Source organism: Limimaricola cinnabarinus LL-001, from assembly GCF_000466965.1.
In the GTDB taxonomy this organism is placed as follows: Bacteria; Pseudomonadota; Alphaproteobacteria; order Rhodobacterales; family Rhodobacteraceae; genus Limimaricola; species Limimaricola cinnabarinus.
In genome coordinates, this window is the sequence record NZ_BATB01000011.1 from 1 (window position 1) to 24,919 (window position 24,919).

A 24,919-nucleotide genomic window follows, 5' to 3' on the forward strand; every position below is an offset into this window, starting at 1 on the left:
CTGCGCCGCCGGTGAGGGGCTATCTAGGGATGGGGCGCGTGAGTCGCAACAGCAAAAACGCCTCTCCGGAGCAAAAAGTTCTGATTGCCCGAAAAATCAGCGATCTGAGCGGTTCGCGCGGCGCTAGAGGCTGTCGTGCAGGATCGCTTCCAGCGTGGCGACACCAAGCGGGAGAGGGTTGCCGCGCATGGAGGACGATCCGCGCGAGGCTTCGGCCAGCACGGCGATCTCGGAAGCCTCGACGCCCATTGCCGCGAGACGGGGCAGGCCCCAGGCATCGATACGGGCTTCGAGAAGGTCGATGGGGTCGCCCGTTTCGCCCAAGGCCGCGCCGATCCAAGACGCGACCTCGTGGTGACGGGTCAGGTCGCCCCCCTCCCCCGCCACGGCCCGCGCGTTGGCGCGCAGAACACCGGGCAGGAGCCGCCCGCAAAGTGCGCCATGCGGTGCGCCGGTCGCTCCACCCAGCACGCCTGCGAAGCCATGCACCGCGCCCAGCCCCGCATTGGCCAGCGCTAGCCCGCCGAACAGGCTGCTGAGCGCCAGATCGTCGCGCGCGGCCTCCTCCTCGTGCTGCATCAGGCATGACAGGGCCTTCAGCCCGCGCGGGATCGCATCGCGGCACAGCGCGTCGGTGAAGGGGGTAGCGCGACACGAGAGATAGGGCTCGATGACCTGCGTCACTGCGTCGAGTCCCGACGCCAGTGTCACGCCGCGCGGCGCATGATCGGTGAGCGCGGGATCGACGATCGCCAGGTCGGCGAGCATCCGGTCATCGCGCAGGCTGACCTTGCGGCCATGGCTGGGCACGCCGATCACGGCGTTCTTGGTGACTTCGGCACCGGTGCCCGCGGTGGTCGGCAGGGCGATGAAGGGCAACGGGGCCACGTCGAGCGGACGCCCCTCCCCCACCACCTCGAGATAGGTCATCGCCGGGTGCGGCGCCGGGATCAGCGCCGCCGCCGCCTTGCCCATGTCGATCGCCGAGCCGCCGCCCAAGGCCACCACGACATCGACCCGACGCTCTCGGCCCCGCGCCACCACGGCGTCGAGATCATCGAGCAGCGGCTCGCCGGTCTGACGGATCTCCTCGACCTCGGCCCCGAGCACGCGCAGTTCGGCGGCGAGGCGGTCGGCGACCGCGTGACTGCCACGCAGCAAGAGCACGCGGCCGCCGCTGGCACGGATCGCCGAGGCCGCTTTGGAAGCGCGGCCGCGCCCGAAGACCACGCGGCCCGCGGTGAGGATGTCGAAGCCGGTCATACCGAGCGCGTCGCGGCCACCGCGCGACGCCAAGCTCCGTAGCCCGCCTCGCGCGCGGCCTCGTCCATCGCGGGGCTGAAGCTGCGCTCCAGCTTCCAGCCCGCCGCGAAGCCCTCCATGTCGGGATAGATCCCCGCCTTCATTCCGGCGAGCCATGCGACGCCCAGCGCCGTGGTCTCGGTGATCTCGGGGCGATCGACGGGAGCGTCGGTGATGTCGGCGAGGAACTGCATGGTCCAGTCGCTGGCGCTCATGCCGCCGTCCACTCGCAAGGTCGCGGCGTCGCCTTCGCCCTGCCAGTCGGCGCGCATCGCCTCGAGGAGATCGCGGGTCTGGTAGCCGACGCTTTCCAGTGCAGCGCGCGCCATTTCGCGCGGGCCGGTGCTGCGGGTCAGGCCGAACACCGCGCCGCGGCAGTCGGGATCCCAATAGGGCGCGCCCAGGCCCGTGAAGGCGGGGACCATGATGACACGCTGCTGTGGGTCCGACCCCTCGGCCAGCCCTTGTGTCTCGGACGCCTTTTCGATCAGGCCGAGCCCGTCGCGCAGCCATTGCACCACCGCGCCCGCGATAAAGATCGAGCCTTCGAGCGCGTAGGTCGGCTTGCCGTCGAGTTGGTAGGCCACGGTGGTCAGCAGCCGGTGGGTCGAACGCACAGGCGTCTCGCCGGTGTTCATCAACGCAAAGCAGCCGGTGCCATAGGTGGATTTCAACATGCCTGGCGCGAAACAGGCTTGGCCCAGCGTCGCCGCCTGCTGGTCCCCCGCCACGCCGAGGATCGGGACGGGCGCGCCGAGCAGTTCGGTCGTGCCGAAATCGGCGGCGCAGTCGCGCACCTCGGGCAGCATCTCCATGGGAATGTCGAGCATGCCGCAGAGGGTGCTGCTCCAGCGTCCTTCATGGATGTCGTAGAGCATGGTACGGCAGGCATTGGTGGCGTCGGTGGCGTGTACGCGGCCGCCGGTGAGGTTCCAGATCAGCCACGTATCGACGGTGCCGAACATGAGTTCGCCCCCGCGCGCCCGGTCGCGCGCGCCTTCGACGTTATCGAGGATCCATTTGAGCTTGGTGCCCGAGAAATAGGGGTCGATGATCAGCCCGGTCTTGGCGATCACCGCCTCCTCCTCGCCCCGCTCGCGCCAGTCGCGGCAGAAGGCGGCGGTGCGGCGGTCTTGCCAGACGATGGCGTTGTGGATCGGGCGGCCGGTCTCGCGCTCCCATACCAGCGTGGTCTCGCGCTGGTTGGTGATGCCGATGCCAGCGATCTCGGTGGCGGCGATGCCGGTGGTCTCCAGTACTTCGCGGCAGACCTTGAGCGTGCAGTCCCACAGGTTGGCGGGGGCGTGCTCGACCCAGCCGCTGTCGGGGTAGTGCTGCGGGAACTCCTCCTGTGCCAGACCGACGATCTTCATCTGCGCATCAAAAAGGATGGCGCGGCTCGAGGTGGTGCCCTGATCGATGGCGAGGATGTGGGTCATCGGATGCTCGTGTCTTGGAAAAGGGCGCGCCACGAAGGGGGAGGCTTCGCGGCGCGAATACCGGGGCCCGAGGGCCCCGGCGGTTCACAGGCTCACTGCCAGGACTTGATCAGCTCTTCGTAGCCGATGGTCTGGGGCTCCTCGTCCTCGTTCTCCAGCTTGGGCTTGGGCGCGCCGGGCTGGTCGAGCCAGTATTGCGGGTCCTGCTCCTCGTTCATGACGGGGCCGAGATCGCCCTGAATGCCAGCCCGCTCGAGCCGCTCGAGCACCTGTTCCTGCTGCTCGCAAAGGCTGTCGAGGGCCTCCTGCGCGGATTTGGCGCCGGAGGAGGCGTCGCCGATGTTCTGCCACCACAGCTGCGCCAGCTTGGGATAGTCGGGGATGTTGGTGCCGGTGGGCGACCAGCGCACCCGGTCGGGCGAGCGATAGAACTCGACGAGACCACCCAAGGCGGGCGCGCGCTCCGAGAAGCTGTCGTGCTGGATCGTCGACTCGCGGATGAAGGTCAGGCCAGCATGCGACTTCTCGACGTCCACGGTCTGCGAGGTGACAAACTGCGCATAGAGCCACGCCGCCTTGGCCTCGTCGACGGGGGTGCTGTCGAGAAGGGTCCACGACCCCACGTCCTGATAGCCGACCTTCATGCCCTCTTCCCAATAGGCCCCGTGCGGGCTGGGCGCGAGGCGCCACTTGGGCGAGCCGTCCTCGTTCACGACCGGGATGCCCTCTTCGACCAGCGACGGCACGAAGGTGGTATACATGAACATCTGCTGGGCGATCTCGCCCTGCGCCGGCACTGGGCCGGATTCGGAGAAGGTCATGCCGGCGGCGGCGGGCGGCGCATAGGCCTTGAGCCAGTCGACGTATTTCTCGATCGCATAGACGGCCGCGGGCGAGTTGGTCGCACCGCCGCGCGCCACGCAGGAGCCGACGGGCTGGCTGTTCTCGTTGACGCGCACGCCCCATTCGTCGACCGGCAGGCCGTTGGGCTCGCCCTTGTCGCCCATCCCGGCCATCGACATCCACGCATCGGTAAAGCGCCAACCGAGGCTCGGGTCCTTCTTGCCGTAATCCATGTGGCCGAAGACCTCGCCCTCGACGCCCATATGGCTCAGGTCGCGACCGGTGAAGAACTCGGCGATGTCCTCATAGGCCGACCAGTTGACCGGCACGCCGAGCGGATAGCCGTACTCGGCCTCGAAATCCGACATGTTCTTCTCGTCGGTGAACCAGTCCTGCCGGAACCAGTAAAGGTTCGCGAATTGCTGGTCGGGCAGCTGGTACAGTTCGCCATCCGGGCCGGTGGTGAATTGCAGCCCGATGAAATCGTCGAGGTTCAGGGTCGGGCTGGTGACGTCCGCGCCCTCGTTCGCCATCCAGTCGGTCAGGCTGCGCGCCTGCTGATAGCGCCAATGCGTGCCGATCAGGTCGCTGTCGTTGACATAGGCGTCGTAGATGTTCTCGCCCGACTGCATCTGCGTCTGCAGCTTCTCGACCACGTCGCCTTCGCCGATCAGGTCGTGGGTGACCTCGATCCCGGTGATCGCGGTGAAGGCCGGGGCCAGCACGGTGGCCTCGTATTCATGCGTCGGGATGGTTTCGGAGACCACGTTGATCGACATGCCCGAGAACGGCTCGGCGGCGTCGACGAACCATTGCATCTCGGCTTCCTGCTCCTCGCGGCTGAGGGCCGAACGCTCGATCGTGTCATCGAGGAACTGGCGCGCGGCCTCCATGTCGGCCATGGCGGGCCCCGCCAGCAGCCCGAGCGCGAGGCCCAGCGCGGTGGTGGATTTCAAAAGCGGGTTCATATGGTTTCCTCCCATTTATCGAACCGACGCCGTCCTCCCCGAACGGCGCTTCTTAAAAGCTCGTCAGACCCAGCGGAACACCGCCGCGGCGTAGACGAGACAGACCAGCATCGCCCAGGGCTGGGCCGCATCGACCAGACCCAACCAGGCGAGATTGATGAAGGCGGAGCCCAGAAGCGTGATGAAGAGCCGGTCGCCGCGCGTCGTTTCGATCCCCAGCACGCCGGTGCGCGGCGTCTCGGGATAGCGAATCGCCAGCACCGTGAAGATCATCAGAAGCAGCGCGATCGTGCCAAAGAAGATCGCCGTCGGGACCGTCCATGCCATCCATGCCATGTCGTCTCTCCCTCTCTCAGACGCGGCCGAGGGCAAAGCCCTTGGCGATGTAGTTGCGCACGAACCAGATCACGAGTGCGCCGGGCAGGATCGTCAGCACCCCCGCCGCCGCCAGCACGCCCCAGTCGAGGCCGGAGGCCGAGACGGTGCGGGTCATCGTCGCCGCGATCGGCTTGGCATCGACGCTCGTCAGGGTACGCGACAAGAGCAGTTCCACCCATGAGAACATGAAGCAGAAGAACGCCGCCACCCCGATGCCGCTCGCGATCAACGGCATGAAGATCTTCACGAAGAACTTGGGGAAGGAATAGCCGTCGATATAGGCGGTCTCGTCAATTTCGCGCGGCACGCCGCGCATGAAGCCTTCGAGAATCCAGACCGCCAGCGGCACGTTGAACAGCGTATGGGCCAGCGCCACCGCGATATGCGTATCGAACAGCCCCACGGATGAGTAGAGTTGGAAGAAGGGCAGCGCGAAGACCGCGGGCGGCGCCATGCGGTTCGTCAGCAGCCAGAAGAACAGGTGCTTGTCGCCCATGAAGCTGTAGCGCGAAAAGGCGTAGGCCGCGGGCAGCGCCACTGCAATCGAGATGGCGGTGTTCATCGTCACGTAGATGATCGAGTTGACGTAGCCCATGTACCATGACGGATCGGTCAGGATCTTCTCGTAATTGGCCAGTGTCAGGTTGCGCGGCCACATCGAGAAGCCCGAAAGGATCTCGGCATTGGTCTTCAGGCTCATGTTCAGGAGCCAGTAGATCGGCAGCATCAGAAACAGCAGGTAGAGCGCCATCACGATCACCGAGCCATTGGGCCGGAACCGGCGGCGGCTGCGGGCGCGCGGCTCGGCGGCGCTGACGTCGCCGGGGATCGAGGCCGCGCCGGGGGCGGAGGTCGCGTCGGTCATCAGACACCATCCCTTTTGTCGAGGTTGGTCATGACGGTGTAGAACACCCATGAGATCAGCAGGATGACGAGGAAGTACATCAGGCTGAACGCCGCCGCCGGGCCGAGGTCGAACTGCCCCAACGCCATCTTCACGAGGTCGATGGACAGGAAGGTGGTGGCGTTGCCCGGGCCGCCGCCGGTGACGACGAAGGGCTCGGTGTAGATCATGAAGCTGTCCATGAACCTGAGCAGGATCGCGATCATCAGCACGCCCGCCATCTTCGGCAGCTCGATGAACCGAAACACCTTCCAGCGCGAGGCCTGGTCGATCTTGGCGGCCTGATAATAGGCGTCGGGAATCGATTGCAGCCCGGCATAGGCCAGAAGCGCCACCAGCGAGGTCCAGTGCCAGACATCCATGACAATGACCGTGGCCCAGGCATCGATCACGTTCTGAGTGTAGTTGTAGTTCACGCCGAGCTTGGCCAGCGTGTAGCCCAGAAGGCCGATATCGACCCGACCGAAGATCTGCCAGATCGTGCCGACCACGTTCCACGGGATCAGCAGCGGCAGCGACATCAGCACGAGGCAGAACGAGGCCCAGAAGCCCTTCTTGGGCATGTTGAGCGCGACGAAGATGCCCAGCGGCACCTCGATCGCGAGGATGATGCCCGAAAAGACGAGCTGGCGGCCCAGCGCGTTCCACATCCGCTCGCTTTCGAGCATGTCGCGAAACCAGTCGAGCCCGGCCCAGAAGAAGACGTTGTTGCCGAAGGTGTCCTGCACGGAATAGTTCACCACGGTCATCAGCGGGATCACCGCCGAAAAACCGACAAGGATCAGCACCGGCAGGACGAGAAACCAAGCCTTCTGGTTGACGGTCTTGTTCATCACGCGGCCCTCCCCTGCGCGGTCCCCGGCGCGACGCGCCACTCGTCGGCATAGACGTTGATCGCCTCTGCATCGAAGCTCACCCTGTCGGCCCCCGCCGGCACCGGCGTCCCCTCATCGAGGATCGCGTTGGCCGTCGTGCCGCCGACTTCGAGCCGGACGATCTTGTGACGGCCCACATCCTCGACCCGGGTGATGCGCGCGGGCAGCCCCTCGCCGCCCGCATGCAGCCGGACGAATTCGGGCCGCACACCGATCTGCACCTGCCCCGCCACGGGGGCGTAGCTGTCGCCCAGCGGCACTGTCACGCCCCGCACGGTGGCCGTGGTCCCCGACACCTCGGCCTCGAACAGGTTCATGCCGGGCGAGCCGATGAAGAAGCCGACGAAAGTGTGCGCGGGCCTCTCGAACAGCTCCTGCGGCGTGCCGATCTGTACCACGCGTCCGTCAAACATCACCACCACCTTGTCGGCGAAGGTGAGCGCCTCGGTCTGGTCGTGGGTGACATAGATCATCGTGTGGCCGAAGTCGTGATGCAGCTGCTTGAGCTGGGTGCGCAGCTCCCACTTCATGTGCGGGTCGATCACGGTCAGCGGCTCGTCGAACAGAAGCGCGTTCACGTCCTCGCGCACCATGCCGCGACCCAAGGAAATCTTCTGCTTGGCGTCGGCGGTCAGCCCGCGCGCCTTGCGCTTGAGCTGGTCCTCCATACCGATCATCGCGGCGATGCTGTTCACCCGCTCGGCGATGTATTTCGGATCGGCCCCGCGGTTCTTGAGCGGAAAGGCGAGATTATCGCCAACGCTCATCGTGTCGTAAACCACCGGGAACTGGAACACCTGCGCGATGTTGCGCTCGGCCGTCGGCGCGTCGGTCACGTCGCGCCCGTCGAACAGGATGCGGCCCCGGCTCGGGCGCAGCAGCCCCGAGATGATGTTGAGCAGCGTGGACTTGCCACAGCCCGAAGAGCCCAAGAGCGCGTAAGCCTCGCCGTCGACCCAGTCGTGGTTCAGCTCCTTGAGCGCCCAGTCGTCGTCGGATTTCGGATGCTTCAGGTAGGAATGCGCGAGATTGTCGAGCGTGATCTTGGCCATGTCAGGCGGCCTCCACATAAGCGGCGGGGGCGACGAGCGTGCCGTCCTCGGCGAAGACATAGACATGCGCCGGATCGAGATAGGCGGTGAGCGCCTGCCCGGGACGCAGGTTGCGCACGCCGTGGATCAGCCCGACCCAGCGGGTGTCGTGATGGTCGAGATGCACAAAGGTCTCGGAGCCGGTGATCTCGGTCACCGCGAGCCGGGTTTCGAACGCGATGTCGCCGGGAGCGCCGCGCTCCAACTCCATGTGGTTGGGGCGAAAGCCCCCCTGATAGCGCCCGTCGCGCAAGGCCCCCAGCGCGCCCGCGGCCGGCACCTCGCGGCCGCCGTCAAGATGCAGGCCGTTCCCGCGCTTCTCGAAGGGCAGGAAGTTCATCGGCGGATCGGAAAAGACCCGCGCGGTGGTCGCGTCCACCGGGTGGCGATAGACCCGCGGCGTCTCGCCGAACTGCGTCACCCTGCCCTCCCAGAGCGTGGCGACATGGCCGCCCAGAAGCAGCGCCTCCTCGGGCTCGGTGGTGGCATAAACGAAGATCGAGCCCGCCTCTTCGAAGATCCGTGGGATCTCGGCGCGCAGCTCCTCGCGCAGCTTGTAGTCGAGATTGGCCAGCGGCTCGTCCAAGAGCACCAGACCGGCATCCTTGACCAACGCGCGGGCCAGAGCGCAGCGCTGCTGCTGGCCGCCCGACAGTTCCAGCGGCTTGCGGTCGAGAAGCGGGGTGAGCTTCATCATCTCGGCCGATTTGCGCACGGCGGCGTCGATCTCGGCCTTCGACTTGCCCGAGATCCGCATCGGCGAGGCGATGTTGTCGTAGACCGTCATCGACGGGTAGTTGATGAACTGCTGGTAGACCATCGCCACCTTGCGGTCCTGCACCCGCTGGCCGGTCACGTCCTCGCCGTTCCACAGGATGCGGCCCGTGGAGGGCTGATCGAGCCCCGCCATCAGCCGCATCAACGAGGTCTTGCCCGACAGGGTCGGGCCCAAGAGCACGTTCATCGTGCCGTTTTGCAACGTGAGGTCGGTGCGGTGGATATGGGTCTGCCCCTCCACCCGCTTCGACACGCCCTCCAGCGTCAGTGTCATTCTCGTCCTCCCCGGTCGCGCGGCCTCAGCCGTGCCGCGCGGCCCTCTCTCCCTGCATCCAGTCCTCCAGCGCCGCCGCCTGATCTCCCGTCAGGCGAAGCCCCAGCTTCGATCTTCTCCACAGCACGTCATCCGCGCTGCGAGCGTATTCCTTTTCGACGAGCCATGCGACCTCGGCCTCGGTCAGCGTCGCGCCGAAATCGCGGCCCAGATCTTCCGGGCGCTTTGCATCGCCGAGGATGAGCCGCGCCTCGGTGCCGTAGGCGCGCACCAGCCGCCGCGCCCAGCGCCGGTCGAGGAACGGATAGTCCGCCTCCAGACCCGCGATCAGCGCCTCGACCCCGTCCACCGGGAAATCGCCGCCGGGCAGTGCGACGCCCGCCGTCCAATGACCCTTCTTGGTCTCGAAGAAGGGCGCGATCTTCTCCATCGCGCTCTCGGCAAGGCGGCGATAGGTGGTGATCTTTCCGCCAAAAACGTTGAGCACCGGCGCGCCACCTGTCGCGTTGACCTTGAGCGTGTAGTCCCGCGTCGCCGCCGTGGCCGAACTGGCCCCGTCATCATAGAGCGGACGCACCCCGGAATAGGTCCAGACGATGTCGTCGCGCGTCACCTCGCGCTCGAAATAGCGACTCGCGAAGCGGCACAGATACTCCTGCTCCTCGGGTGTGCAGACAGCTGGTTCCGACGGATCGGGGTGGTCGGCATCGGTGGTGCCGATCAACGTGAAATCGGTCTCGTAGGGGATCGCGAAGATGATCCGCCCGTCGGTGCCCTGAAAGAAATAGCACTTGTCGTGGTCATAGAGCCGCTCGGTGACGATGTGGCTGCCGCGCACGAGGCGCACGCCTTCGCGCGTCTCCACATCGATCGCGCCCTTGAGCAGCTTGCCGACCCACGGGCCACCCGCATTGACCAGCATCCGGGCACGGTGCGTGCGCCGCGCGCCGGTTTCGCGATCCTCAACCTTGACGGCCCAGAGATCGCCCTCCCGCGCGGCGTGCAGCACGCGGGTCCGCGTCATGATCCGCGCGCCGCGCGCCTCGGCGTCGCGGGCGTTGAGCACGACAAGACGCGAATCCTCGACCCAGCAGTCGGAATATTCGTAGGCCGTCTCGAATTTGGGATCGAGAGGCGCGCCCGCCGGGTCGCGCTGCAGATCGAGCGTGCTGGTGCCGGGCAGGATCTTCCGCCCGCCCAGATGGTCGTACATGAACAGCCCCAGCCGGATCAGCCAGGCCGGGCGGCGGCCCCGCATCCACGGCATTACCGTGCCCAGAAGCTTCGAGGTCGGCGTGTCGCTCTCGAACCGCATGCTGGGATGATAGGGCAGCACGAAGCGCATCGGCCACGAGATATGCGGCATGGCGCGCAGCAGCGTCTCGCGCTCGATCAGCGCTTCCCGCACCAGCCGGAACTCGAAATATTCGAGGTAGCGCAGCCCGCCATGGAACAGCTTGGTCGAAGAGGAGGAGGTCGCCTGCGCCAAATCGTCCATCTCGGCCAGCACCACCGACAGACCGCGTCCGGCGGCGTCGCGTGCGATGCCGCAGCCATTGATGCCGCCGCCGATCACGAAAAGATCCGAGACCGGCTCCGATGCCTGAGATGACGACACGTGGACCCTCCCGCCCGGTGTTCGGTTCAACGGCGAGACTGCATCTTCGAGCCGCGTCTGGCAAGTGCAATTTTTCGTTTTCGTTCGCTTTTCGCAGGCGCCCCACCTTGGACGGAGCCTTACCACACGAAGGATTCGGGTGCGCCGGTTCCGGAGACGCGACCTCCAAGGGTGTCGCAATTCCGCGATTCCGTTGCATTCCGCACAATACCGCGCATTATGGAACATTCACGAGGGGAACCGCGCCGATGTCACAGAGCTTTCGCCAACCCGAGATCCTCGAGATCGCGCGCCGCGAGGGGCGCGTCACCGTCGAGGGGCTGGCCGAGCATTTCAACGTCACGCTGCAGACGATCCGCCGCGACCTGACCGATCTGGCCGAGGCAGGACGGCTCGACCGGGTGCATGGCGGCGCGGTGCTGCCATCGGGCACCGTCAATATCGGCTACGAGCACCGCCGAAGCCTCAACCCCGGCCCTAAATCCGCGATCGCCGCCGCCTGCGCCGCCGATATCTCGGACAACGCCTCCATCTTCCTCAACATCGGCACCTCGACCGAGGCCGTGGCCCGCGCGCTCTTGCGCCATCGCGGGCTGATGGTGGTGACAAACAACATCAACGTGGCCCATATTCTCGCCGAAAACGCCGAGGCGCAGGTGATCGTCACCGGTGGCACGCTCAGGCGTTCGGATGGCGGGCTGGTGGGTGCGCTCACGACCCAGACGATCCAGCAGTTCAAGTTTGATCTCGCGGTGATCGGCTGCTCCGCCCTCGACGAGAGTGGCGACCTGCTCGACTTCGACATCGAGGAGGTCGGCGTGAACCAGAGCCTTCTGGGCCGCTCGCGCCGCACGGTGCTGGTGGCCGATCGCTCCAAGTTCTCGCGCACGGCGCCTGCGCGCATCGCCTCGCTGCGCGAAATCGACGCCTTCTACACCGATGCGCTGCCGCCCGCCGCGCTGGCGCAGCGATGCGCCGACTGGGGCACGCGGATCGTCATCGCCCCCGCCGATCCGGCCGCGAACTGATCGGTCCCGCACTGGCACATCGGCGCACCAGCCCCTAAATGGGGCCGGTGTTCCAGACCCGCGCCCGGAGGCTCCATGCAATCCGCCCTGCCCAGACTGGCCTTTCGGCTGGTGCTGATCGTCCTGCTGATCGCGGGAAATCTGTGGCTGGCGCTATGGTTGCGCGATTTCGCCGCCGAGATGGCCGCGCAGGGCCGGATCGAACTGTTCGGCGCCACCGTGGCCGGGCTGCTGCTGCTCTATGCGCTGGTGCTGGCGATCCCCTTCGTGCCGGGGGCCGAGATCGGTTTGGCGCTGCTGATGACGCATGGGGCCTCCGCCGCGCCTTTTGTCTGGGGCGCGACGGTTCTGGGGCTGAGCTTTGCCTACGGGGCGGGCCTCGCCCTGTCGGGACCCCGCATCTGCGCGGCGCTGGAGCGGCACGGTTTTGCCCGCGCGGCGGCGACGCTGGGCCGGTTGCGGGAAACCGACCCCGAAACCCGGATACGGCGACTTGAGGACAGCGTGCCGCGCTGGGCGCGGGCCTGGGTGCTGCGGCGGCGTCACCTTCTGCTGGCGCTGCTGATCAACCTGCCGGGCAATTCGCTGATCGGCGGCGGTGGCGGCATCCTGCTCGCCGCTGGGCTAAGTCGTCTGTTCCGGCCCCTGCCGCTGCTGCTCACCCTCGGGCTTGCCACTGCCCCTGTGCCACTTCTGGTAATGATCATCGGGCCGGGCATCCTCGGCTGATACACCAGCGCCTCATTATCGCGCATTCGCTGCCTAGGAGTGAGATGTTTTCGGGCGATTGACGAAACGACCGGCATGCTCTGCCTGCAAAAGTGGCCAAGGCGTGCCCGTCGCGCCAAACCTTCCGGCAAACCGCCGCCGGAGACCCCATGCTGCAGCAGTTGCCCCGCCCTGCTCCCGACATCGCGCCGTCCGGGCCGCCCCGCGCGCGCGGCCTGCTGCGGATCACCGCCGAGGTGGATGCGACAGGCGCCGCGCGGCTTGGGCTGCTGCGGCAGGAGGGGGCGCTCAGGGCGCTGTTCCCCCGCCTGCCGAACCGGGTCGAGGCGGTCGTTCTCAACACCTCCGGCGGGGCGACGGGCGGCGACCGGCTGCGCATTGAGGCCGAGGCCGGGCCGGGCGCGCATCTGCGCCTCACCACCCAGGCCGCCGAGCGCGCCTACCGGGCCACGGGCAGCGTTCCGGCGCGGATTCGCAACCACCTCCGCGTGGCCACAGGCGCCCGGCTCGACTGGCTGCCGCAGGAGACGATCCTGTTCGAGGGCTGCCATCTCGACCGCCGCCTCACGCTCGACCTCGCCCCCGGCGGCCGGGCGCTGATCGTGGAGCCGGTGATCTTCGGCCGCGTGCTGATGGGCGAGAGCCTGCGTGATGCGCGGTTTCGCGACCGGGTCGAGATCCGCCGCGACGGCGTGCCGCTCTATCTCGACGCGCTCTCCTTCTCGGGTGATGTGACGGCCCATCTCGCCCGCCCGGCGGTGGCCAATGGTGCCGCCGCGATGGCGAGCGTGATCCTCGCCGCCCCCGAGGCCGAGAGCCACCTCGCGCCCTTGCGCGCCGCCCTGCCCGCCGCCGCCGGGGCCACGCTTCTGGCCCCCGATCTTCTCGTTCTGCGCCTGCTTGCCGCCGACGGGTTCGATCTGCGCGCGGCGCTGCTGCCCGTGCTCGACCGGCTCACCGGCGGCACGCTTCCCGCCTCATGGAGACTGTGACATGAACCTCACCCCCCGCGAAAAGGACAAGCTGCTGGTGTCCATGGCCGCCGAGGTGGCCCGCCGCCGCCTCGCCCGCGGCGTCAAGCTCAACCATCCCGAAGCGATCGCGCTGATCACCGACGCGGTGGTCGAGGGCGCGCGCGACGGGCGCTCGGTCGCCGACATGATGCAGGCCGGGGCCGAGGTGATCACCCGCGCGCAATGCATGGAGGGCGTGCCCGAGATGATCGCCGAGGTGCAGGTCGAGGCGACCTTTCCCGACGGGACCAAGCTCGTCACCGTGCATGACCCAATCCGCTGACCAGACCCCCGGCCCGATCCGCCGAAAGGACGACAGATGACCCGCATTCTCTTCGCCACCCCGCTTGTCCTTCCCGCCCCGGCGCTGGCCCATGCGGGTTCTGCGCATCAGCACGCGGGCTGGGCCGGGCCGCTCCTCGGCCTCGCACTGCTCGCCGCCGCGATCCTGCGGGGTCTGCGCGCATGATCCCCGGAGAGCTGATGCCGCGAGACGGCGAGATCGAGCTGAACGCAGGATCCGAGGCGATCACCCTGATGGTCGCCAACACCGGCGACCGGCCCGTGCAGGTCGGCAGCCATTTCCACTTTGCCGAAGCCAATCCCGGCCTCGATTTCGACCGCAACGCCGCGCATGGCCGCCGCCTCGACATCGCCAGCGGCACGGCGGTACGCTTCGAGCCGGGCCAGCGCCGCGAGGTGCGGCTGATCGAGATCGGTGGCGACCGGCGGATCTTCGGCTTTCAGGGCAACGTGATGGGAGACCTCTGATGGCCACGCGCATTCCCCGCGGCGACTATGCCAACATGTACGGCCCCACCACCGGCGACCGGCTGCGCCTTGCCGACACCGACCTCGTGATCGAGGTCGAGCGCGACCTCACGACCTATGGAGAGGAGGTGAAGTTCGGCGGTGGCAAGACGATCCGCGACGGCATGGGCCAGAGCCAGCGGACGCGCGCCGAAGGCGCGGTCGACACGCTGATCACCAACGCGCTGATCCTCGACCACACGGGCATCTACAAGGCCGATGTCGGCCTGCGCGACGGGCGCATCCACGCCATCGGCAAGGCGGGCAACCCCGACACCCAGCCCGGCGTCGACATCGTGGCAGGCCCCGGCACCGAGGTGATCGCGGGCGAGGGGCGCATCCTGACGGCGGGCGGCATGGACAGCCATATCCACTACATCTGCCCGCAGCAGATCGAGGAGGCCTTGGCCTCGGGCGTCACCACCATGCTCGGCGGCGGCACCGGGCCCGCGCATGGCACGCTCGCCACCACCTGCACGCCGGGGCCGTGGCACATGACCCGGATGCTGCAATCGGCCGATGCCTTCCCGATGAACCTCGCCTTCGCGGGCAAGGGCAACGCGAGCCTGCCCGGCGCGCTGCACGAGCAGATCCTCGCGGGCGCCTGCGCGTTGAAACTCCACGAGGACTGGGGCACCACCCCGGCGGCCATCGACTGCTGCCTGCGGGTCGCCGACGAGACCGGCGTGCAGGTGATGATCCACACCGACACGCTGAACGAGGCGGGTTTCGTGGAGAACACGGTGAAGGCCATCGCCGGGCGCACCATCCACGCCTTTCACACCGAGGGCGCGGGCGGCGGCCACGCGCCCGACATCATCAAGATCTGCGGCGAGATGTCGGTCCTGCCCGCCTCGACCAACCCCACGCGCCCCTTCACCGTCAACACGGTCGAGGAGCATCTCGACATGCTGATGGTCTGCCACCACCTCGACAAGCGCGTGCCCGAGGACATCGCCTTTGCCGAGAGCCGGATCCGGCGCGAGACCATCGCCGCCGAGGACATCCTGCACGACATGGGCGCCTTCTCGATCATCGCAAGCGACAGCCAGGCGATGGGCCGGGTCGGCGAGGTGCTGATCCGCACATGGCAGACCGCCGACAAGATGAAGCGCCAGCGCGGGCGTCTGGCGGAAGAGACCGGCGAGAACGACAACTTCCGCGCCCGCCGCTATATCGCGAAATACACCATCAACCCGGCGCTGGCGCATGGTCTGGCGCGCGAGATCGGCTCGATCGAGCCGGGCAAGCGCGCGGATCTGGTGCTGTGGCATCCCGCCTTCTTCGGGGTGAAGCCCGAGATGGTGCTCTTGGGTGGTCAGATCGTAATGGCGCAGATGGGCGATCCCAACGCCTCGATCCCGACGCCGCAGCCGGTGCATCTGCGCCCGATGTTTGGCGCCTATGGCCGCGCAGTGGAACATGCGGGCGTCACCTTCGTGTCCAAGGCGGCGCAGGAGGACGGGCTGCGCGACAAGATCGGCCTCGCCAAGCAGACGGTGGCGATCGAGGACACGCGACACGTCACCAAGCGCGACCTGAAGCTCAACGACGCGCTGCCCAGCGTCGAGGTGCACCCCGAGACCTACGAAGTGCGCGCCGACGGCGTGCTGCTCACCTGCGAGCCTGCCGAGGTGCTGCCGATGGCACAGCGCTACTTCCTGTTCTGAGGATAACCATGACCGATCTTCCCACTGCCCGGCACTTGCACCGCAAGGGTGACTGGTCCGGCCCCGCCGAGACCTGCGCGCTCGATTACGAGGGTCGTTTTTTGCGCCGCAAGCGGCTGGAAACGGCATCGGGCCGTCCCTTCCTCGTCGATCTCGCGCAGACCACATCGCTCGACGCAGGCGATGCGCTGGAACTGTCGGACGGCAGCCACGTCGCGATCGAGGCCGCGCCAGAGCCACTGACCGAGGCGCGCGGCGACCTCGTCCGTCTCGCTTGGCATGTCGGCAACCGCCACACCCCCTGCGAGATCCGTCCTGATTGCCTCGTGATCCGCCGCGACCACGTGATCGCGCATATGCTGGCGCATCTGGGCGCGGAGTTGCGCGACGTGACCGGGCCCTTCACGCCCGAGGGCGGGGCCTATGGCCATGGCCGCACCCATGCCCACGACCATGTCGCCACCGCTCATGCTCACTGATCATCAGGCCCTGATGCTGATGCGCTGGCTGTCGCCGGGCTACCCGGTCGGGGCCTTCGCCTATTCGCACGGGCTGGAGCAGGCCATCGCCGAAGAAAACGTGCGGGATCGCGCCACGCTCGAGGACTGGCTGCGGGACACGTTGGAGCATGGCGCAGGCCGCAACGACGTGCTGCTGCTCGTTGCGGCCTATCGCGACCCGGACGACACCGCACGGACCGACGCCGCCGCCCGCGCCTTTGCCGCGAGCCGCGAAAGGGTGATCGAGACCGAGCGGCAGGGCGCGGCCTTCGCGCGCACCGAGGCCATCGTCTCGGGCGGCCCGGATGCGCCGCTGAGCTATCCTGTCGCCATCGGCGCGGCAGCGGCGCGCCATGCGTTGCCGCTACGGCCCACTTGCGCGCTCTACCTCCAAGCCTTCGCCGCCAATCTCGTCACGGCGGCGCAACGCCTGATGCCGCTGGGCCAGACCGAAGGCCAAAGACTGCAATCCGCCCTCGCGCCCCCCTGCGCCCGCATCGCCGAGGAGACCGAGCACGGCACGCTCGACGATCTCTCCTCCACGACCTTCATGGGTGACATCGCGTCGATGCGCCACGAGACCCTGCAACCGAGGATATTCGCCACATGAGCACGACCTCCATGAACGGCCCCCTGCGCATCGGCATCGGCGGCCCCGTCGGCGCTGGAAAGACGACGCTCACTGCCGCTCTGGCCCGCGCCCTTGCGCCCGATCACTCCATCGGCGTCATCACCAATGACATCTACACCCAAGAGGACGCCGAGGCCCTGATGCGGATGCAGATCCTGCCCGGCGACCGGGTGATCGGCGTTGAAACGGGCGGCTGCCCGCACACCGCGATCCGCGAGGATGCGAGCCTCAACCTCGCCGCCGTGGCGGAACTCGAACGGCGGCATCCAGGGATCGAGGTGGTGCTGATCGAATCGGGCGGCGACAATCTCTCGGCGACCTTCTCGCCCGAGTTGGCGGATGTGACAGTCTATGTCATCGACGTCGCCGCAGGCGAGGAGATCCCGCGCAAGGGCGGTCCCGCAATCACCCGGTCGGATCTTCTGGTCATCAACAAGACCGACCTTGCGCCGCATGTCGGCGCCTCGCTCGAGGTGATGGAGCGCGACGCGGCCCGGATGCGCGCAGGCCGGCCCTTCACCTTCTGCGCGCTGCGCCATGGGGGCGGCATAGACGAGGTGCTAGGTCACCTGCGCCGGATGGGCGGCCTTGCGGCCCCGGACGCGGCGCCCGCTCTGGCACCAAGCGCCGCGGCAGGGTAACGAGGAGCGGCAGCGACGGAGCCCCCTTGGCCTATCTCGACAACATCCGCACCTTCGTCCGGGTCTACGAGCTGGGCTCGATGTCTGCCGCCGGGCGCGACATGCGGATCTCGGCCGCCGTCGCCTCGGCCCGCATAGGTCAGCTCGAGACGCATCTGGGCGTGCGCCTGTTCCAGCGCACCACCCGCAGCCTCGCCCCCACCGAGCAGGGCCGCAGCTTCTATGATGGCGCGCGCGCGGTGCTCGAAAAGGTCGAGGAGGCCGAGGCGCTGGTCTCGGAAATCACCGAGACCCCGCGCGGCACGATCCATGTCGCGGCCCCTCTGGGGGTGGGCCGGCGACTGATCGCGCCGCTGCTTCCTGGCTTCGCGCAGGCCTACCCACGCATCGATCTGCGGCTGCGGCTGTCGGACCGGATGATCGATCTGGCCGCCGAGGCGATCGATCTGCGGTTCTTCCTCGGCCATCCCGCCGACAGCGACCTGACAATCCGCCAGATTGCGACCTGCGCGCGCGTGCTCTGCGCGGCACCGGCCTATATCGACCGGCACGGCGCACCCCGCGATGGCAACGATCTGGTGGCGGCGGGGCATGACTGCCTCAACCTGCGCTTTCCCGGCGCCACGGAGTTCCGCTGGACGCTGAGGACACCGCAAGGCCCCCGGCCCTATCCGGTCAGGGGCCGCCTCGAATGCGACGATGGCGACGTGCTGACCGCTTGGGCGCTCGAAGGGGCGGGCATCGCGATGAAACCGGTGTTCGAGATCGCGGAGCATCTCGCGGCCGGGCGTCTCGTCCCGGTCTGCGCCGCAACGCCGCCGCTGCCGGTACAGATGGCCTGCCTCTTCACGCATCGGCGGCTGCAGGATCCCAAAATCCGCATCTTCATGGACCATGTCTCGGGTCGCGTGGCGAGCGCCGTCGCCGCCGCCGAGGCGAAGGCAACCAAAGTCGCGGCGGAACAATCGGCAGGAAATTGCTGACGGCTCGTCTTTTCGGGAACCGCTTCTGATCCTTTTGGGCGACTCTGTTATATCGGGGGAAGAGCCAGAGGAGATCGCCCTTGTTCGCAGCCGTCCAGTCCGTGCAGGCCCCGGAACGTCCCGTCAGCCCTTCCGAAACCGGTCCACTCGTGCGCACCGCCATCCTGCTGGCCCGCGTCTGGGAGCTGCGCGACGCACAGATGGTGGCGATTCTGGGCGGCATGCAGCCCGAAAGCTGGCGTCGCTGGTGCGCGGGCCAAGTCGAGATCGTCGATCGCGAACGCCTGCGCCGCATGGCACTGCTTCGTGATATCCATATCGCCACCCGCCCGGCCTGCGCCGGTCTCGGCGCCGCCGACTGGATCCGCGCGCGTCAGCGCCAGCTTGGCGATCGCAGCCCGCTGCAGCTGATGATGTCCGGCCGGATCGAAGATCTGGTGCGGTTGCGCGACAGCTACGCCTCTCTCGCCGCCTGATTTCCCGAAAGGGGCGTCGTTGCTCTGACGGGACTGTCCCGGTTGACAGATCCGTGCCGACGGATAGGAGGGCGCTCTCGCCCCTCCGCCGGAGATCCCCGTCATGGACCTGTCCCTCGCGCCGTTTCTCGCGGCGCTCGATCTCATCGCAGCCGTCTCCTTTGCCGCGACCGGCGCGCTGGTCGCCTCGCGCAAGGAACTCGACATCCTCGGCTTCGTCTGGTTCGGGGTCATCACCGGCGTCGGCGGCGGTACGCTGCGTGATCTGCTGCTCGGGCTGCCGGTGTTCTGGGTCGAGGATCCGACCACCGTGCTGGTCTGCATCGCCACCGCCATCGCAGTGCATTTCGCGGCACATCTGATCGAATACCGCTACCGCTACATCCTGTGGCTCGACGCCTTCGGCATGGCGCTGGTGAGCGTGGTAGGCACGCTCAAGGCGCTCGATGCGGGGGCCGGGGTCACGGTGGCGATCGCCATGGGCGTGATCACCGCCAATGTCGGCGGCATCATCCGTGACACGCTGGGCCAAGAGCCCTCGGTGATCCTGCGCCGCGAAATCTATGTCGCGGCCTCGATGCTGGGTGCAGCCGCCTGCGCGGCGCTCGAGGTCGCGGGAGCGGGTCGCGAAGCGGCGGCGCTGGCAGGCTTCAGTGCGGCCTTCGTGCTGCGGATGCTGGCGCTCTGGCGAGGCTGGTCGATGCCCGCCTACAAATCGCGCCCGGGCCGTGAGAACCCGCCCACCGGCTTCGAAACCGACACCTGACATGTGAAAAGGGGGGCCCGGAGGCCCCCCTTGTCTTTGCCGCCTGATGCGTGACCCTCAGCCCAGGGGCCGGGTCAGCGCCGGGTTGGCCCATGCCCCGCGGTCGATGTCGAGATCGGCATAATCCTCGATCTCCAGAACCGGCTCCACCGCGCCTGCGCGCAGCTGACGGCGGTAGTCGGCCAGAAGCCGAAGCCCCACCGGGAACAGCATCGCCAACGCCAGCAGGTTGACCAGCGCCAGAAGTCCCATCAGCGGATCCGAGAAGAAGAACACGGCCGTGGCACCCGGGGCCGCCGCGCCGAGGAACACCACCACCGGCACCGCGACACGCAGCAGAAGCCGCGCGATCTTGGTGTCGGAAAGGACAGAAAGCGCCGTCTCGCCGAGGTAGTAGTTGTAGATGATCGAGGAGAAGGCGAAGAGCAGCACCGCGCCGGTCAGGAAATATTGCGCCCAGCCGCCCAGATGATCGACGAGGCTCTGCTGCGTCAGCGCGACGCCGTCCACCTCGGTGGCACCAGGCACGTAGACATCGCCCAGAAGGATCACCATCGCGGTGCAGGTGCAGATGATGATGGTGTCGATGAACACCGACAGCGACTGCACGATGCCTTGGCTGATCGGGTGCGGCACCGCCGCCGCCGCTGCCACGTTCGGAGCCGAGCCGAGGCCCGCCTCGTTCGAGAAGAGGCCGCGCCGCATGCCTTGGGCCACCGCCGCGCCGACACCGCCGCCGACCGCTTCCTCGAGGCCCACCGCGTTGGCCACGATGGTCCACAGCGCCGCCGGAACCTCCGTGATGTTGAGCACGATCACGGCCAGAGCGAGCACGATATAGCCCAGTGCCATCACCGGGATCACCACGTCCGAGACCTGCGCGATCCGTTTGATGCCGCCGAACACGATGATCAGCGTGACGAGAGCAAGCCCCGCGCCGACCCAGATCGGATCTAGCCCGAGGCTGTCCTGCGCCGCCACGGCGACGGTGTTGCCCTGAAACGCCGAGAAGCCGAGGCCGAAGGAGGCCAGCAGGCAGACCGCGTAGAGCATCGCGAGCCAGGTGAACCGCTCACCCAGACCGTGAATGATGTATTGCGCCGGACCACCGCGGAAGGTGCCGTCATCCTCGCTGCGCTTGTAGAGCTGCGCCAGCGCGCATTCGAACAGAGAGGTCGCCATGCCGATGAACGCAACGACCCACATCCAGAACACCGCGCCCGGCCCGCCCAGCGTGATCGCCACGGCGACACCCGCGATGTTGCCGCCGCCGACGCGGCCGCCGATGGACACGAGCAGCGCCTCGCGCGAGGACACGCCACCGGCGCGATTGCCGCCCTCGGACAGCACGCCCCACATGCGCCCGAAATAGCGCAGCTGAACGAAGCCCGACATCAGGGTGAAGGTCCCGCCGAAAACAACGAGGAAGGGGATCAGCGCCCACCCCCAGGTGGCGTCTCCGATCCAGCCGAATAGTGTCTGCAACTGTGTCATGCGGTCCTGTCTCCCCTGTCACACCCGATAAGCACGGTGCGGCTCTGTGGCGCGTTTGCGCAAGCGGCGCAACGCAATGTTCCAATATGACCGCGTCAAAGAAGCACCAACACCACGGACCCCACATAGAGGCCAAGCACCAGAACGCTCTCGAAGCCGATCCGCACCGGTCCGGTCTTCTGTCGCCGCAGCATTCCCAGAAGCAGCACACCGGTCATCAGCATCGCGATGAGCGCGGTGGACCGGTCGGCCGGGCCGATCGCCGCGTAGATCGACCCGTCATCGAAGAAATCCGCCGCCGACAGGAACATCACCTCGAAGGCGTTGCCGCCGATCACATCGCCCACGGCGAGGCTGACCGCGCCGATCCGCACCGCCGCGATGGCGGTGACCAGCTCGGGCAAAGAATTGGCGACACCGGCAAAGACCGTGCCCACCGCGCTCTCGCCCATGCCGGTGATCTCCACGAGCGCGAGGCTCGCCTCGCCGATCACCCAGCCCGCTACCGCCGTCACCCCCGCATAGAGTGCGAAGCGCCGCCACAGGCCGGTGTCGGACTTGCCGCCCTCGCGGTCGGGCTCGGAAACCTCCTCGCGCGTCTCGTCGGTCTCAACAGGATGCCACATCGGGGCCTCATGCATCTGGGCAAGCAGGCGCAGGCCCAGAGCGTAACCCACCGGGATCAGCAGCGAGGCGGGATGCACGCCCCAGAAGGTGATCTGCGGCTCGGCGGAAGCGATGAGCGGAATCGACAGCAGCGCCACCAAAAGCACGCCTTGCGCGAGGCCGGTGACAGAGGCGGCGGCATGTTCGAGATTGGCGCGACGGTAGAACAGGTCGGCCACGGCGATGAAGGCGGTCTGCGCGGTGAGCCCGCCCAGCGCGTTGCCGACGGCAAGACCCGAGGCTCCCTGTGCTGCGGTCGAGATCGAGGTGATGGCGCCGGGCAGCGAGGTCGTCGCGCCGACGAAGAGCGCCCCGGCAACGACCTCGCCCATACCGGTGCGATCGGCCAAGGCGTCGGCCACATGCGCAAGGCGCACGCCCGCCAGGGCAATGGCCGCCGCCGCCATGACGAAAATGCCGGCAACGGCCCCAAGCGAGAGGCCACCCAGATCCATCTAGAGGACGGGCGTGACCATCATTCGGCGGCGATGAACTCGCGACCCTCGAACAGGGCGCAGGAGCCGTCGCTGTCGCCGATGGCGAAACCGGAGCCGCTATCGGAAATGTCGCAACGCATCGGGAAGATCGCCGACCCCGTGTCGCCCTGCGCTTGGTCGAGCGTCAGAATGCCATTGGCGACCGTGTAGACGCCGTTGACCCGGCCCAGCTGATCGCTGCCCGCCATGGAAAAGCGGCCATCCTGCGAGAACTTCACCGCGATGGGGCCAAGGGTGTAAAGGCCTGGTTCGATGGCATTGGCTGGGGCGACTGCCTCTTCGGTATCGCTGTTGGCCGAGGCCACGGCAGGACCGGCAGGCGCTGCGTTCGCCTGCTCGTCGAGAGCGGGGTCGGAGACGTCGATCGAAGGTGCGGCGGCCGCGGGAGCAGACGCTTCGGCGGCATCCGAGCCAATGTCGCCAGCCTCGAAGGCTCGAGCCGGTTGCGTGGCTTCGGTCTCTGTCTGTGCATCCTCCTGCGGCAGCTCGGTCACCTGCGGACGCGCCTGCGCACCGGCTTCGGCGGCGGTCGGCACGACGGGGGCGGCGGTTTCCTCCTGAGCGACGTCCTCCTGAGCGATGGGGGCCTCTACCTCGGCCTGAGCGTCAGGAGCGGTCGCCTCGCCGCGAGTCGCTTCGTCTTGCGGCAGGTCCGTCACCTGCGGGCGTACGACAGGGGTCGACGCGATGCCCTGCCGCGACGATGCGGCGGCAATGCGGCTTTCGATCTGCGCCAGTTCCTCGGCCCGCATGGCGAGGTTCTGCGCCAGCCGCGCCACTTCCTGCTGCAGCAGCTGCTGTTGGTCGCGCGCGGCCTCGACATCGCCGCTCAGAGCCTGCTGCTCTTCGCTGAGCTGAGCCACCTCGGTCTCAAGCCCGTCGCGACGTTCGGTCAGCTCGGCAACGCGTGCCTCCGCCTCGGCCACCTGCTTTTCCAGGGTCGTGTTCTGGGCCCGCAACTCACCGAGCTCGGTTTCGGCCTGCGAGACCTGTTCGGTCAGGTCGGCAGCTTCGGCGCTCAGCGTCGCGATGAGCTGGCGCAGCTCGGCCTCCTCATTGCGGGCCTGCTCCAGACGCTCGGTTACCTCGTTCAGCTCGGCGGCGGAGGCTTCGGCCTGCGCCTGCGCGTCGGCCCGGCGGCTCTCGATGCTGTCGAGCTCCGAGCGCAGCGGTGCGAGCTGCTCCTCAAGGGCCTGCGTCCGCGCCTGTGCCTGACCGAGATCGGTTTCGGCCGTGGCGATCTGACCGGACAGCTCCTGCAGCCGCGCTTCGGCAGGAGCGATCTCCGCCTCGATGGTGGCGCGGCGGTTCTCGAGCTCCTGCTCCTCGACGCGCATCTGATCGAGTTCCGCGCGCAGCGCCTCGATGCTGCCCATGGTCTCGGTCTGGATCGCCACCTGATCCTCAAGCTCGACGACCCGGACCTGCGTCTCTTCGAGATCGCTGCCGATCGAGGCGCGGGCGATGAGCAGCCACAGCACCAAGATCCAGCCGATCACCGCGGCGGCCACCGCGATCCAGAATTGTGACGTCTTGGGCCGCTTCGCGGGTCCGGCTGTATCGGTCATGTCGTGAAATCTCCCCTCGTGGCGCGTCGCGCGCACCGCATTCTTGTCGCCAAGAGGCAACCTAGGCAAGCGCGACAGGTTCCGGACCCGGCGCAGATTTTCTCAAGAATCCCCGTCATCGGGAGGGGGGCCAGATCGCGGCCACCGCCTCGCGCACCCGCCGCAAGGGATGCGTCACGGTCACTTCCGACAAGGGCAGGACCGCCCCGTCTGGGCCATAGCCCAACGCTGCCATCGCCTCCCGTGCCCCCTCGGGACAGGGCATCGCGCGCAGGTCATAATCGGCATTGCCGTCGCGTACGGCTTCCAGTGCATCCTTCGGCCCCTCCCCCGGCCTGTCGCAAAACGCCGCGAGCGCCTGCCGCGCCGTGCCGGGATCTGCCACGAGGTCCTCGTAGCGCAGGATCAGCCGGGCATGCAGCCTTCGGGCATCCATCAGCGCCAGCCGGTAGGCCTGCCCCCAATGCGCCACCAGATCTGCTTCGCCCAGATCGCTCCATTTCTCGGTCGCGCGCGCCACCGCCAGCGGATGCCGCGTGACGATGACGAATTGCGACAGCGGAAAGAGCTGCTGGTAGAGACGGCTGCGCAGCAGGTTCACTGGCGATTTCTCGACCCGCCACGGGGTTGGAGGAAACCACGGGTCCCAATCCGCTTCGATCCGTTCGCGCACGTCGAGCCGGTCATAAAGACCACCTTCGGCAAGATGCTGGTCGGGGTCGAAAGCAAAGCGCCCCGGCGCCCCCGACAGCGCGTCATGCGGGATCGCGCCTTGCAGGTAGACACCTTCGTTTTCGGGAATTGGCGCGTTCTCGATCGCGCCAATTCCATTGATGGATGCCGCGATCCGTGCGGCCAGCGATGTGCCCGACCGATGCAACCCACCGATGAAAAGATAACGATGGCGCATGGTTGCGTTGTCCTCGGGCGGATGGGTCACATGTACCTAGTGCGTTTGGCCGAAAAATCCCGCCTGGG

26 protein-coding genes are annotated in these 24,919 nt (G+C 67.5%); 13 read left to right on the top strand and 13 right to left on the bottom strand.

The features are described 5' to 3' along the window. Positions 1 to 123 precede the first annotated feature (123 nt). The 9 genes from MBELCI_RS06085 to glpD form a co-directional block, all read right to left on the bottom strand. Positions 124 to 1,263: an iron-containing alcohol dehydrogenase gene (locus MBELCI_RS06085; RefSeq protein ID WP_021693284.1), complete on the bottom strand. Its 1,140-nt coding sequence runs from the start codon at positions 1,261 to 1,263 to the stop codon at positions 124 to 126. After that, the gene (glpK, locus tag MBELCI_RS06090; protein WP_021693285.1) at positions 1,260 to 2,741 is read right to left on the bottom strand and encodes a glycerol kinase GlpK; all 1,482 of its coding nucleotides are present in this window, start codon (positions 2,739 to 2,741) and stop codon (positions 1,260 to 1,262) included. The genes MBELCI_RS06085 and glpK overlap by 4 nt, the downstream gene beginning before the upstream one ends. A 92-nt stretch (positions 2,742 to 2,833) precedes the next feature. Beyond that, the gene (locus MBELCI_RS06095) at positions 2,834 to 4,552 is read right to left on the bottom strand and encodes an ABC transporter substrate-binding protein (RefSeq protein WP_021693287.1); all 1,719 of its coding nucleotides are present in this window, start codon (positions 4,550 to 4,552) and stop codon (positions 2,834 to 2,836) included. 63 nt (positions 4,553 to 4,615) lie between these two features. Then, positions 4,616 to 4,888, bottom strand: coding sequence for a DUF2160 domain-containing protein (locus tag MBELCI_RS06100; protein ID WP_021693288.1), 273 nt, complete (start codon positions 4,886 to 4,888; stop codon positions 4,616 to 4,618). A 16-nt stretch (positions 4,889 to 4,904) separates the two neighbouring features. Beyond that, on the bottom strand, positions 4,905 to 5,795 hold the full coding sequence (locus MBELCI_RS06105) for a carbohydrate ABC transporter permease (protein ID WP_021693289.1): 891 nt from the start codon (positions 5,793 to 5,795) through the stop codon (positions 4,905 to 4,907). Next, a complete protein-coding gene (locus tag MBELCI_RS06110; protein WP_045319786.1) occupies positions 5,795 to 6,667 on the bottom strand; it encodes a carbohydrate ABC transporter permease in 873 nt (290 codons plus the stop codon). Before MBELCI_RS06110 ends, MBELCI_RS06105 begins: the two co-directional genes overlap by 1 nt. Next, entirely contained in the window at positions 6,667 to 7,761 is a 1,095-nt protein-coding gene (locus MBELCI_RS06115) for an ABC transporter ATP-binding protein (RefSeq protein ID WP_021693291.1), read from the bottom strand. Before MBELCI_RS06115 ends, MBELCI_RS06110 begins: the two co-directional genes overlap by 1 nt. A 1-nt stretch (position 7,762) precedes the next feature. Further along, positions 7,763 to 8,851 (bottom strand): ABC transporter ATP-binding protein, encoded by a 1,089-nt coding sequence (locus MBELCI_RS06120; protein ID WP_021693292.1) that lies wholly within the window; start codon positions 8,849 to 8,851, stop codon positions 7,763 to 7,765. 25 nt (positions 8,852 to 8,876) lie between these two features. Next, positions 8,877 to 10,469 carry a glycerol-3-phosphate dehydrogenase gene (gene glpD / locus MBELCI_RS06125; protein WP_021693293.1) on the bottom strand — a complete coding sequence of 531 codons (1,593 nt, stop codon included), beginning with the start codon at positions 10,467 to 10,469 and terminating at the stop codon, positions 8,877 to 8,879. Between the two features lie 248 nt (positions 10,470 to 10,717). Between glpD and MBELCI_RS06130 the strand changes: the two genes are divergently transcribed. The 13 genes from MBELCI_RS06130 to MBELCI_RS06185 all read left to right on the top strand — a co-directional run bounded on the left by MBELCI_RS06130 (position 10,718) and on the right by MBELCI_RS06185 (position 19,716). Beyond that, positions 10,718 to 11,497, top strand: a complete 780-nt coding sequence (locus tag MBELCI_RS06130; RefSeq protein WP_021693294.1) for a DeoR/GlpR family DNA-binding transcription regulator — start codon at positions 10,718 to 10,720, stop codon at positions 11,495 to 11,497. Between the two features lie 75 nt (positions 11,498 to 11,572). Further along, on the top strand, positions 11,573 to 12,226 hold the full coding sequence (locus MBELCI_RS06135) for a hypothetical protein (RefSeq protein WP_021693295.1): 654 nt from the start codon (positions 11,573 to 11,575) through the stop codon (positions 12,224 to 12,226). Positions 12,227 to 12,375: 149 nt separating this feature from the next. After that, on the top strand, positions 12,376 to 13,218 hold the full coding sequence (locus tag MBELCI_RS06140; protein ID WP_021693296.1) for an urease accessory protein UreD: 843 nt from the start codon (positions 12,376 to 12,378) through the stop codon (positions 13,216 to 13,218). 1 nt (position 13,219) lies between these two features. Then, positions 13,220 to 13,522, top strand: a complete 303-nt coding sequence (locus MBELCI_RS06145) for an urease subunit gamma (protein WP_021693297.1) — start codon at positions 13,220 to 13,222, stop codon at positions 13,520 to 13,522. 36 nt (positions 13,523 to 13,558) lie between these two features. Next, positions 13,559 to 13,708, top strand: coding sequence for a hypothetical protein (locus tag MBELCI_RS20960; protein WP_021693298.1), 150 nt, complete (start codon positions 13,559 to 13,561; stop codon positions 13,706 to 13,708). Further along, positions 13,705 to 14,010 (top strand): urease subunit beta, encoded by a 306-nt coding sequence (locus tag MBELCI_RS06150; RefSeq protein ID WP_021693299.1) that lies wholly within the window; start codon positions 13,705 to 13,707, stop codon positions 14,008 to 14,010. Before MBELCI_RS20960 ends, MBELCI_RS06150 begins: the two co-directional genes overlap by 4 nt. Further along, a complete protein-coding gene (gene ureC / locus MBELCI_RS06155) occupies positions 14,010 to 15,719 on the top strand; it encodes an urease subunit alpha (RefSeq protein ID WP_021693300.1) in 1,710 nt (569 codons plus the stop codon). Before MBELCI_RS06150 ends, ureC begins: the two co-directional genes overlap by 1 nt. Positions 15,720 to 15,727: 8 nt before the next feature. Further along, positions 15,728 to 16,198, top strand: coding sequence for an urease accessory protein UreE (locus tag MBELCI_RS06160; RefSeq protein WP_021693301.1), 471 nt, complete (start codon positions 15,728 to 15,730; stop codon positions 16,196 to 16,198). Continuing rightward, positions 16,149 to 16,829, top strand: a complete 681-nt coding sequence (locus MBELCI_RS06165; protein WP_235047577.1) for an urease accessory protein UreF — start codon at positions 16,149 to 16,151, stop codon at positions 16,827 to 16,829. Before MBELCI_RS06160 ends, MBELCI_RS06165 begins: the two co-directional genes overlap by 50 nt. Then, complete coding sequence (gene ureG / locus MBELCI_RS06170) at positions 16,826 to 17,491, top strand: urease accessory protein UreG (RefSeq protein ID WP_021693303.1); 666 nt, start codon at positions 16,826 to 16,828, stop codon at positions 17,489 to 17,491. Before MBELCI_RS06165 ends, ureG begins: the two co-directional genes overlap by 4 nt. Before the next feature lie 26 nt (positions 17,492 to 17,517). Then, positions 17,518 to 18,474 (top strand): LysR family transcriptional regulator, encoded by a 957-nt coding sequence (locus tag MBELCI_RS06175; RefSeq protein WP_021693304.1) that lies wholly within the window; start codon positions 17,518 to 17,520, stop codon positions 18,472 to 18,474. An 80-nt stretch (positions 18,475 to 18,554) separates the two neighbouring features. Next, positions 18,555 to 18,950 carry a hypothetical protein gene (locus MBELCI_RS06180; RefSeq protein ID WP_052512682.1) on the top strand — a complete coding sequence of 132 codons (396 nt, stop codon included), beginning with the start codon at positions 18,555 to 18,557 and terminating at the stop codon, positions 18,948 to 18,950. A gap of 103 nt (positions 18,951 to 19,053) precedes the next feature. Then, positions 19,054 to 19,716, top strand: coding sequence for a trimeric intracellular cation channel family protein (locus tag MBELCI_RS06185; protein ID WP_021693306.1), 663 nt, complete (start codon positions 19,054 to 19,056; stop codon positions 19,714 to 19,716). Positions 19,717 to 19,773: 57 nt separating this feature from the next. Here MBELCI_RS06185 and MBELCI_RS06190 read toward each other — a convergent pair whose 3' ends face one another. The 4 genes from MBELCI_RS06190 to MBELCI_RS06205 form a co-directional block, all read right to left on the bottom strand. Beyond that, entirely contained in the window at positions 19,774 to 21,210 is a 1,437-nt protein-coding gene (locus tag MBELCI_RS06190; RefSeq protein WP_021693307.1) for an alanine/glycine:cation symporter family protein, read from the bottom strand. Positions 21,211 to 21,305: 95 nt separating this feature from the next. Continuing rightward, a complete protein-coding gene (locus MBELCI_RS06195; RefSeq protein ID WP_021693308.1) occupies positions 21,306 to 22,331 on the bottom strand; it encodes a sodium:calcium antiporter in 1,026 nt (341 codons plus the stop codon). Positions 22,332 to 22,351: 20 nt separating this feature from the next. Continuing rightward, complete coding sequence (locus MBELCI_RS06200; RefSeq protein WP_045319783.1) at positions 22,352 to 23,941, bottom strand: coiled-coil domain-containing protein; 1,590 nt, start codon at positions 23,939 to 23,941, stop codon at positions 22,352 to 22,354. A gap of 115 nt (positions 23,942 to 24,056) precedes the next feature. Then, positions 24,057 to 24,851 carry a sulfotransferase family protein gene (locus tag MBELCI_RS06205; protein ID WP_021693310.1) on the bottom strand — a complete coding sequence of 265 codons (795 nt, stop codon included), beginning with the start codon at positions 24,849 to 24,851 and terminating at the stop codon, positions 24,057 to 24,059. Positions 24,852 to 24,919 lie beyond the last annotated feature (68 nt).

Bases quoted from the DNA above. Each gene is read 5' to 3' on its own strand.
- MBELCI_RS06085 (WP_021693284.1), bottom strand. From the start codon at position 1,263: ATGACCGGCTTCGACATCCTCACCGCGGGCCGCGTGGTCTTCGGGCGC.
- glpK (WP_021693285.1), bottom strand. From the start codon at position 2,741: ATGACCCACATCCTCGCCATCGATCAGGGCACCACCTCGAGCCGCGCC.
- MBELCI_RS06095 (WP_021693287.1), bottom strand. From the start codon at position 4,552: ATGAACCCGCTTTTGAAATCCACCACCGCGCTGGGCCTCGCGCTCGGG.
- MBELCI_RS06100 (WP_021693288.1), bottom strand. From the start codon at position 4,888: ATGGCATGGATGGCATGGACGGTCCCGACGGCGATCTTCTTTGGCACG.
- MBELCI_RS06105 (WP_021693289.1), bottom strand. From the start codon at position 5,795: ATGACCGACGCGACCTCCGCCCCCGGCGCGGCCTCGATCCCCGGCGAC.
- MBELCI_RS06110 (WP_045319786.1), bottom strand. From the start codon at position 6,667: ATGAACAAGACCGTCAACCAGAAGGCTTGGTTTCTCGTCCTGCCGGTG.
- MBELCI_RS06115 (WP_021693291.1), bottom strand. From the start codon at position 7,761: ATGGCCAAGATCACGCTCGACAATCTCGCGCATTCCTACCTGAAGCAT.
- MBELCI_RS06120 (WP_021693292.1), bottom strand. From the start codon at position 8,851: ATGACACTGACGCTGGAGGGCGTGTCGAAGCGGGTGGAGGGGCAGACC.
- MBELCI_RS06130 (WP_021693294.1), top strand. From the start codon at position 10,718: ATGTCACAGAGCTTTCGCCAACCCGAGATCCTCGAGATCGCGCGCCGC.
- MBELCI_RS06135 (WP_021693295.1), top strand. From the start codon at position 11,573: ATGCAATCCGCCCTGCCCAGACTGGCCTTTCGGCTGGTGCTGATCGTC.
- MBELCI_RS06140 (WP_021693296.1), top strand. From the start codon at position 12,376: ATGCTGCAGCAGTTGCCCCGCCCTGCTCCCGACATCGCGCCGTCCGGG.
- MBELCI_RS06145 (WP_021693297.1), top strand. From the start codon at position 13,220: ATGAACCTCACCCCCCGCGAAAAGGACAAGCTGCTGGTGTCCATGGCC.
- MBELCI_RS20960 (WP_021693298.1), top strand. From the start codon at position 13,559: ATGACCCGCATTCTCTTCGCCACCCCGCTTGTCCTTCCCGCCCCGGCG.
- MBELCI_RS06150 (WP_021693299.1), top strand. From the start codon at position 13,705: ATGATCCCCGGAGAGCTGATGCCGCGAGACGGCGAGATCGAGCTGAAC.
- ureC (WP_021693300.1), top strand. From the start codon at position 14,010: ATGGCCACGCGCATTCCCCGCGGCGACTATGCCAACATGTACGGCCCC.
- MBELCI_RS06160 (WP_021693301.1), top strand. From the start codon at position 15,728: ATGACCGATCTTCCCACTGCCCGGCACTTGCACCGCAAGGGTGACTGG.
- MBELCI_RS06165 (WP_235047577.1), top strand. From the start codon at position 16,149: ATGGCCGCACCCATGCCCACGACCATGTCGCCACCGCTCATGCTCACT.
- ureG (WP_021693303.1), top strand. From the start codon at position 16,826: ATGAGCACGACCTCCATGAACGGCCCCCTGCGCATCGGCATCGGCGGC.
- MBELCI_RS06185 (WP_021693306.1), top strand. From the start codon at position 19,054: ATGGACCTGTCCCTCGCGCCGTTTCTCGCGGCGCTCGATCTCATCGCA.
- MBELCI_RS06190 (WP_021693307.1), bottom strand. From the start codon at position 21,210: ATGACACAGTTGCAGACACTATTCGGCTGGATCGGAGACGCCACCTGG.
- MBELCI_RS06195 (WP_021693308.1), bottom strand. From the start codon at position 22,331: ATGGATCTGGGTGGCCTCTCGCTTGGGGCCGTTGCCGGCATTTTCGTC.
- MBELCI_RS06200 (WP_045319783.1), bottom strand. From the start codon at position 23,941: ATGACCGATACAGCCGGACCCGCGAAGCGGCCCAAGACGTCACAATTC.
- MBELCI_RS06205 (WP_021693310.1), bottom strand. From the start codon at position 24,851: ATGCGCCATCGTTATCTTTTCATCGGTGGGTTGCATCGGTCGGGCACA.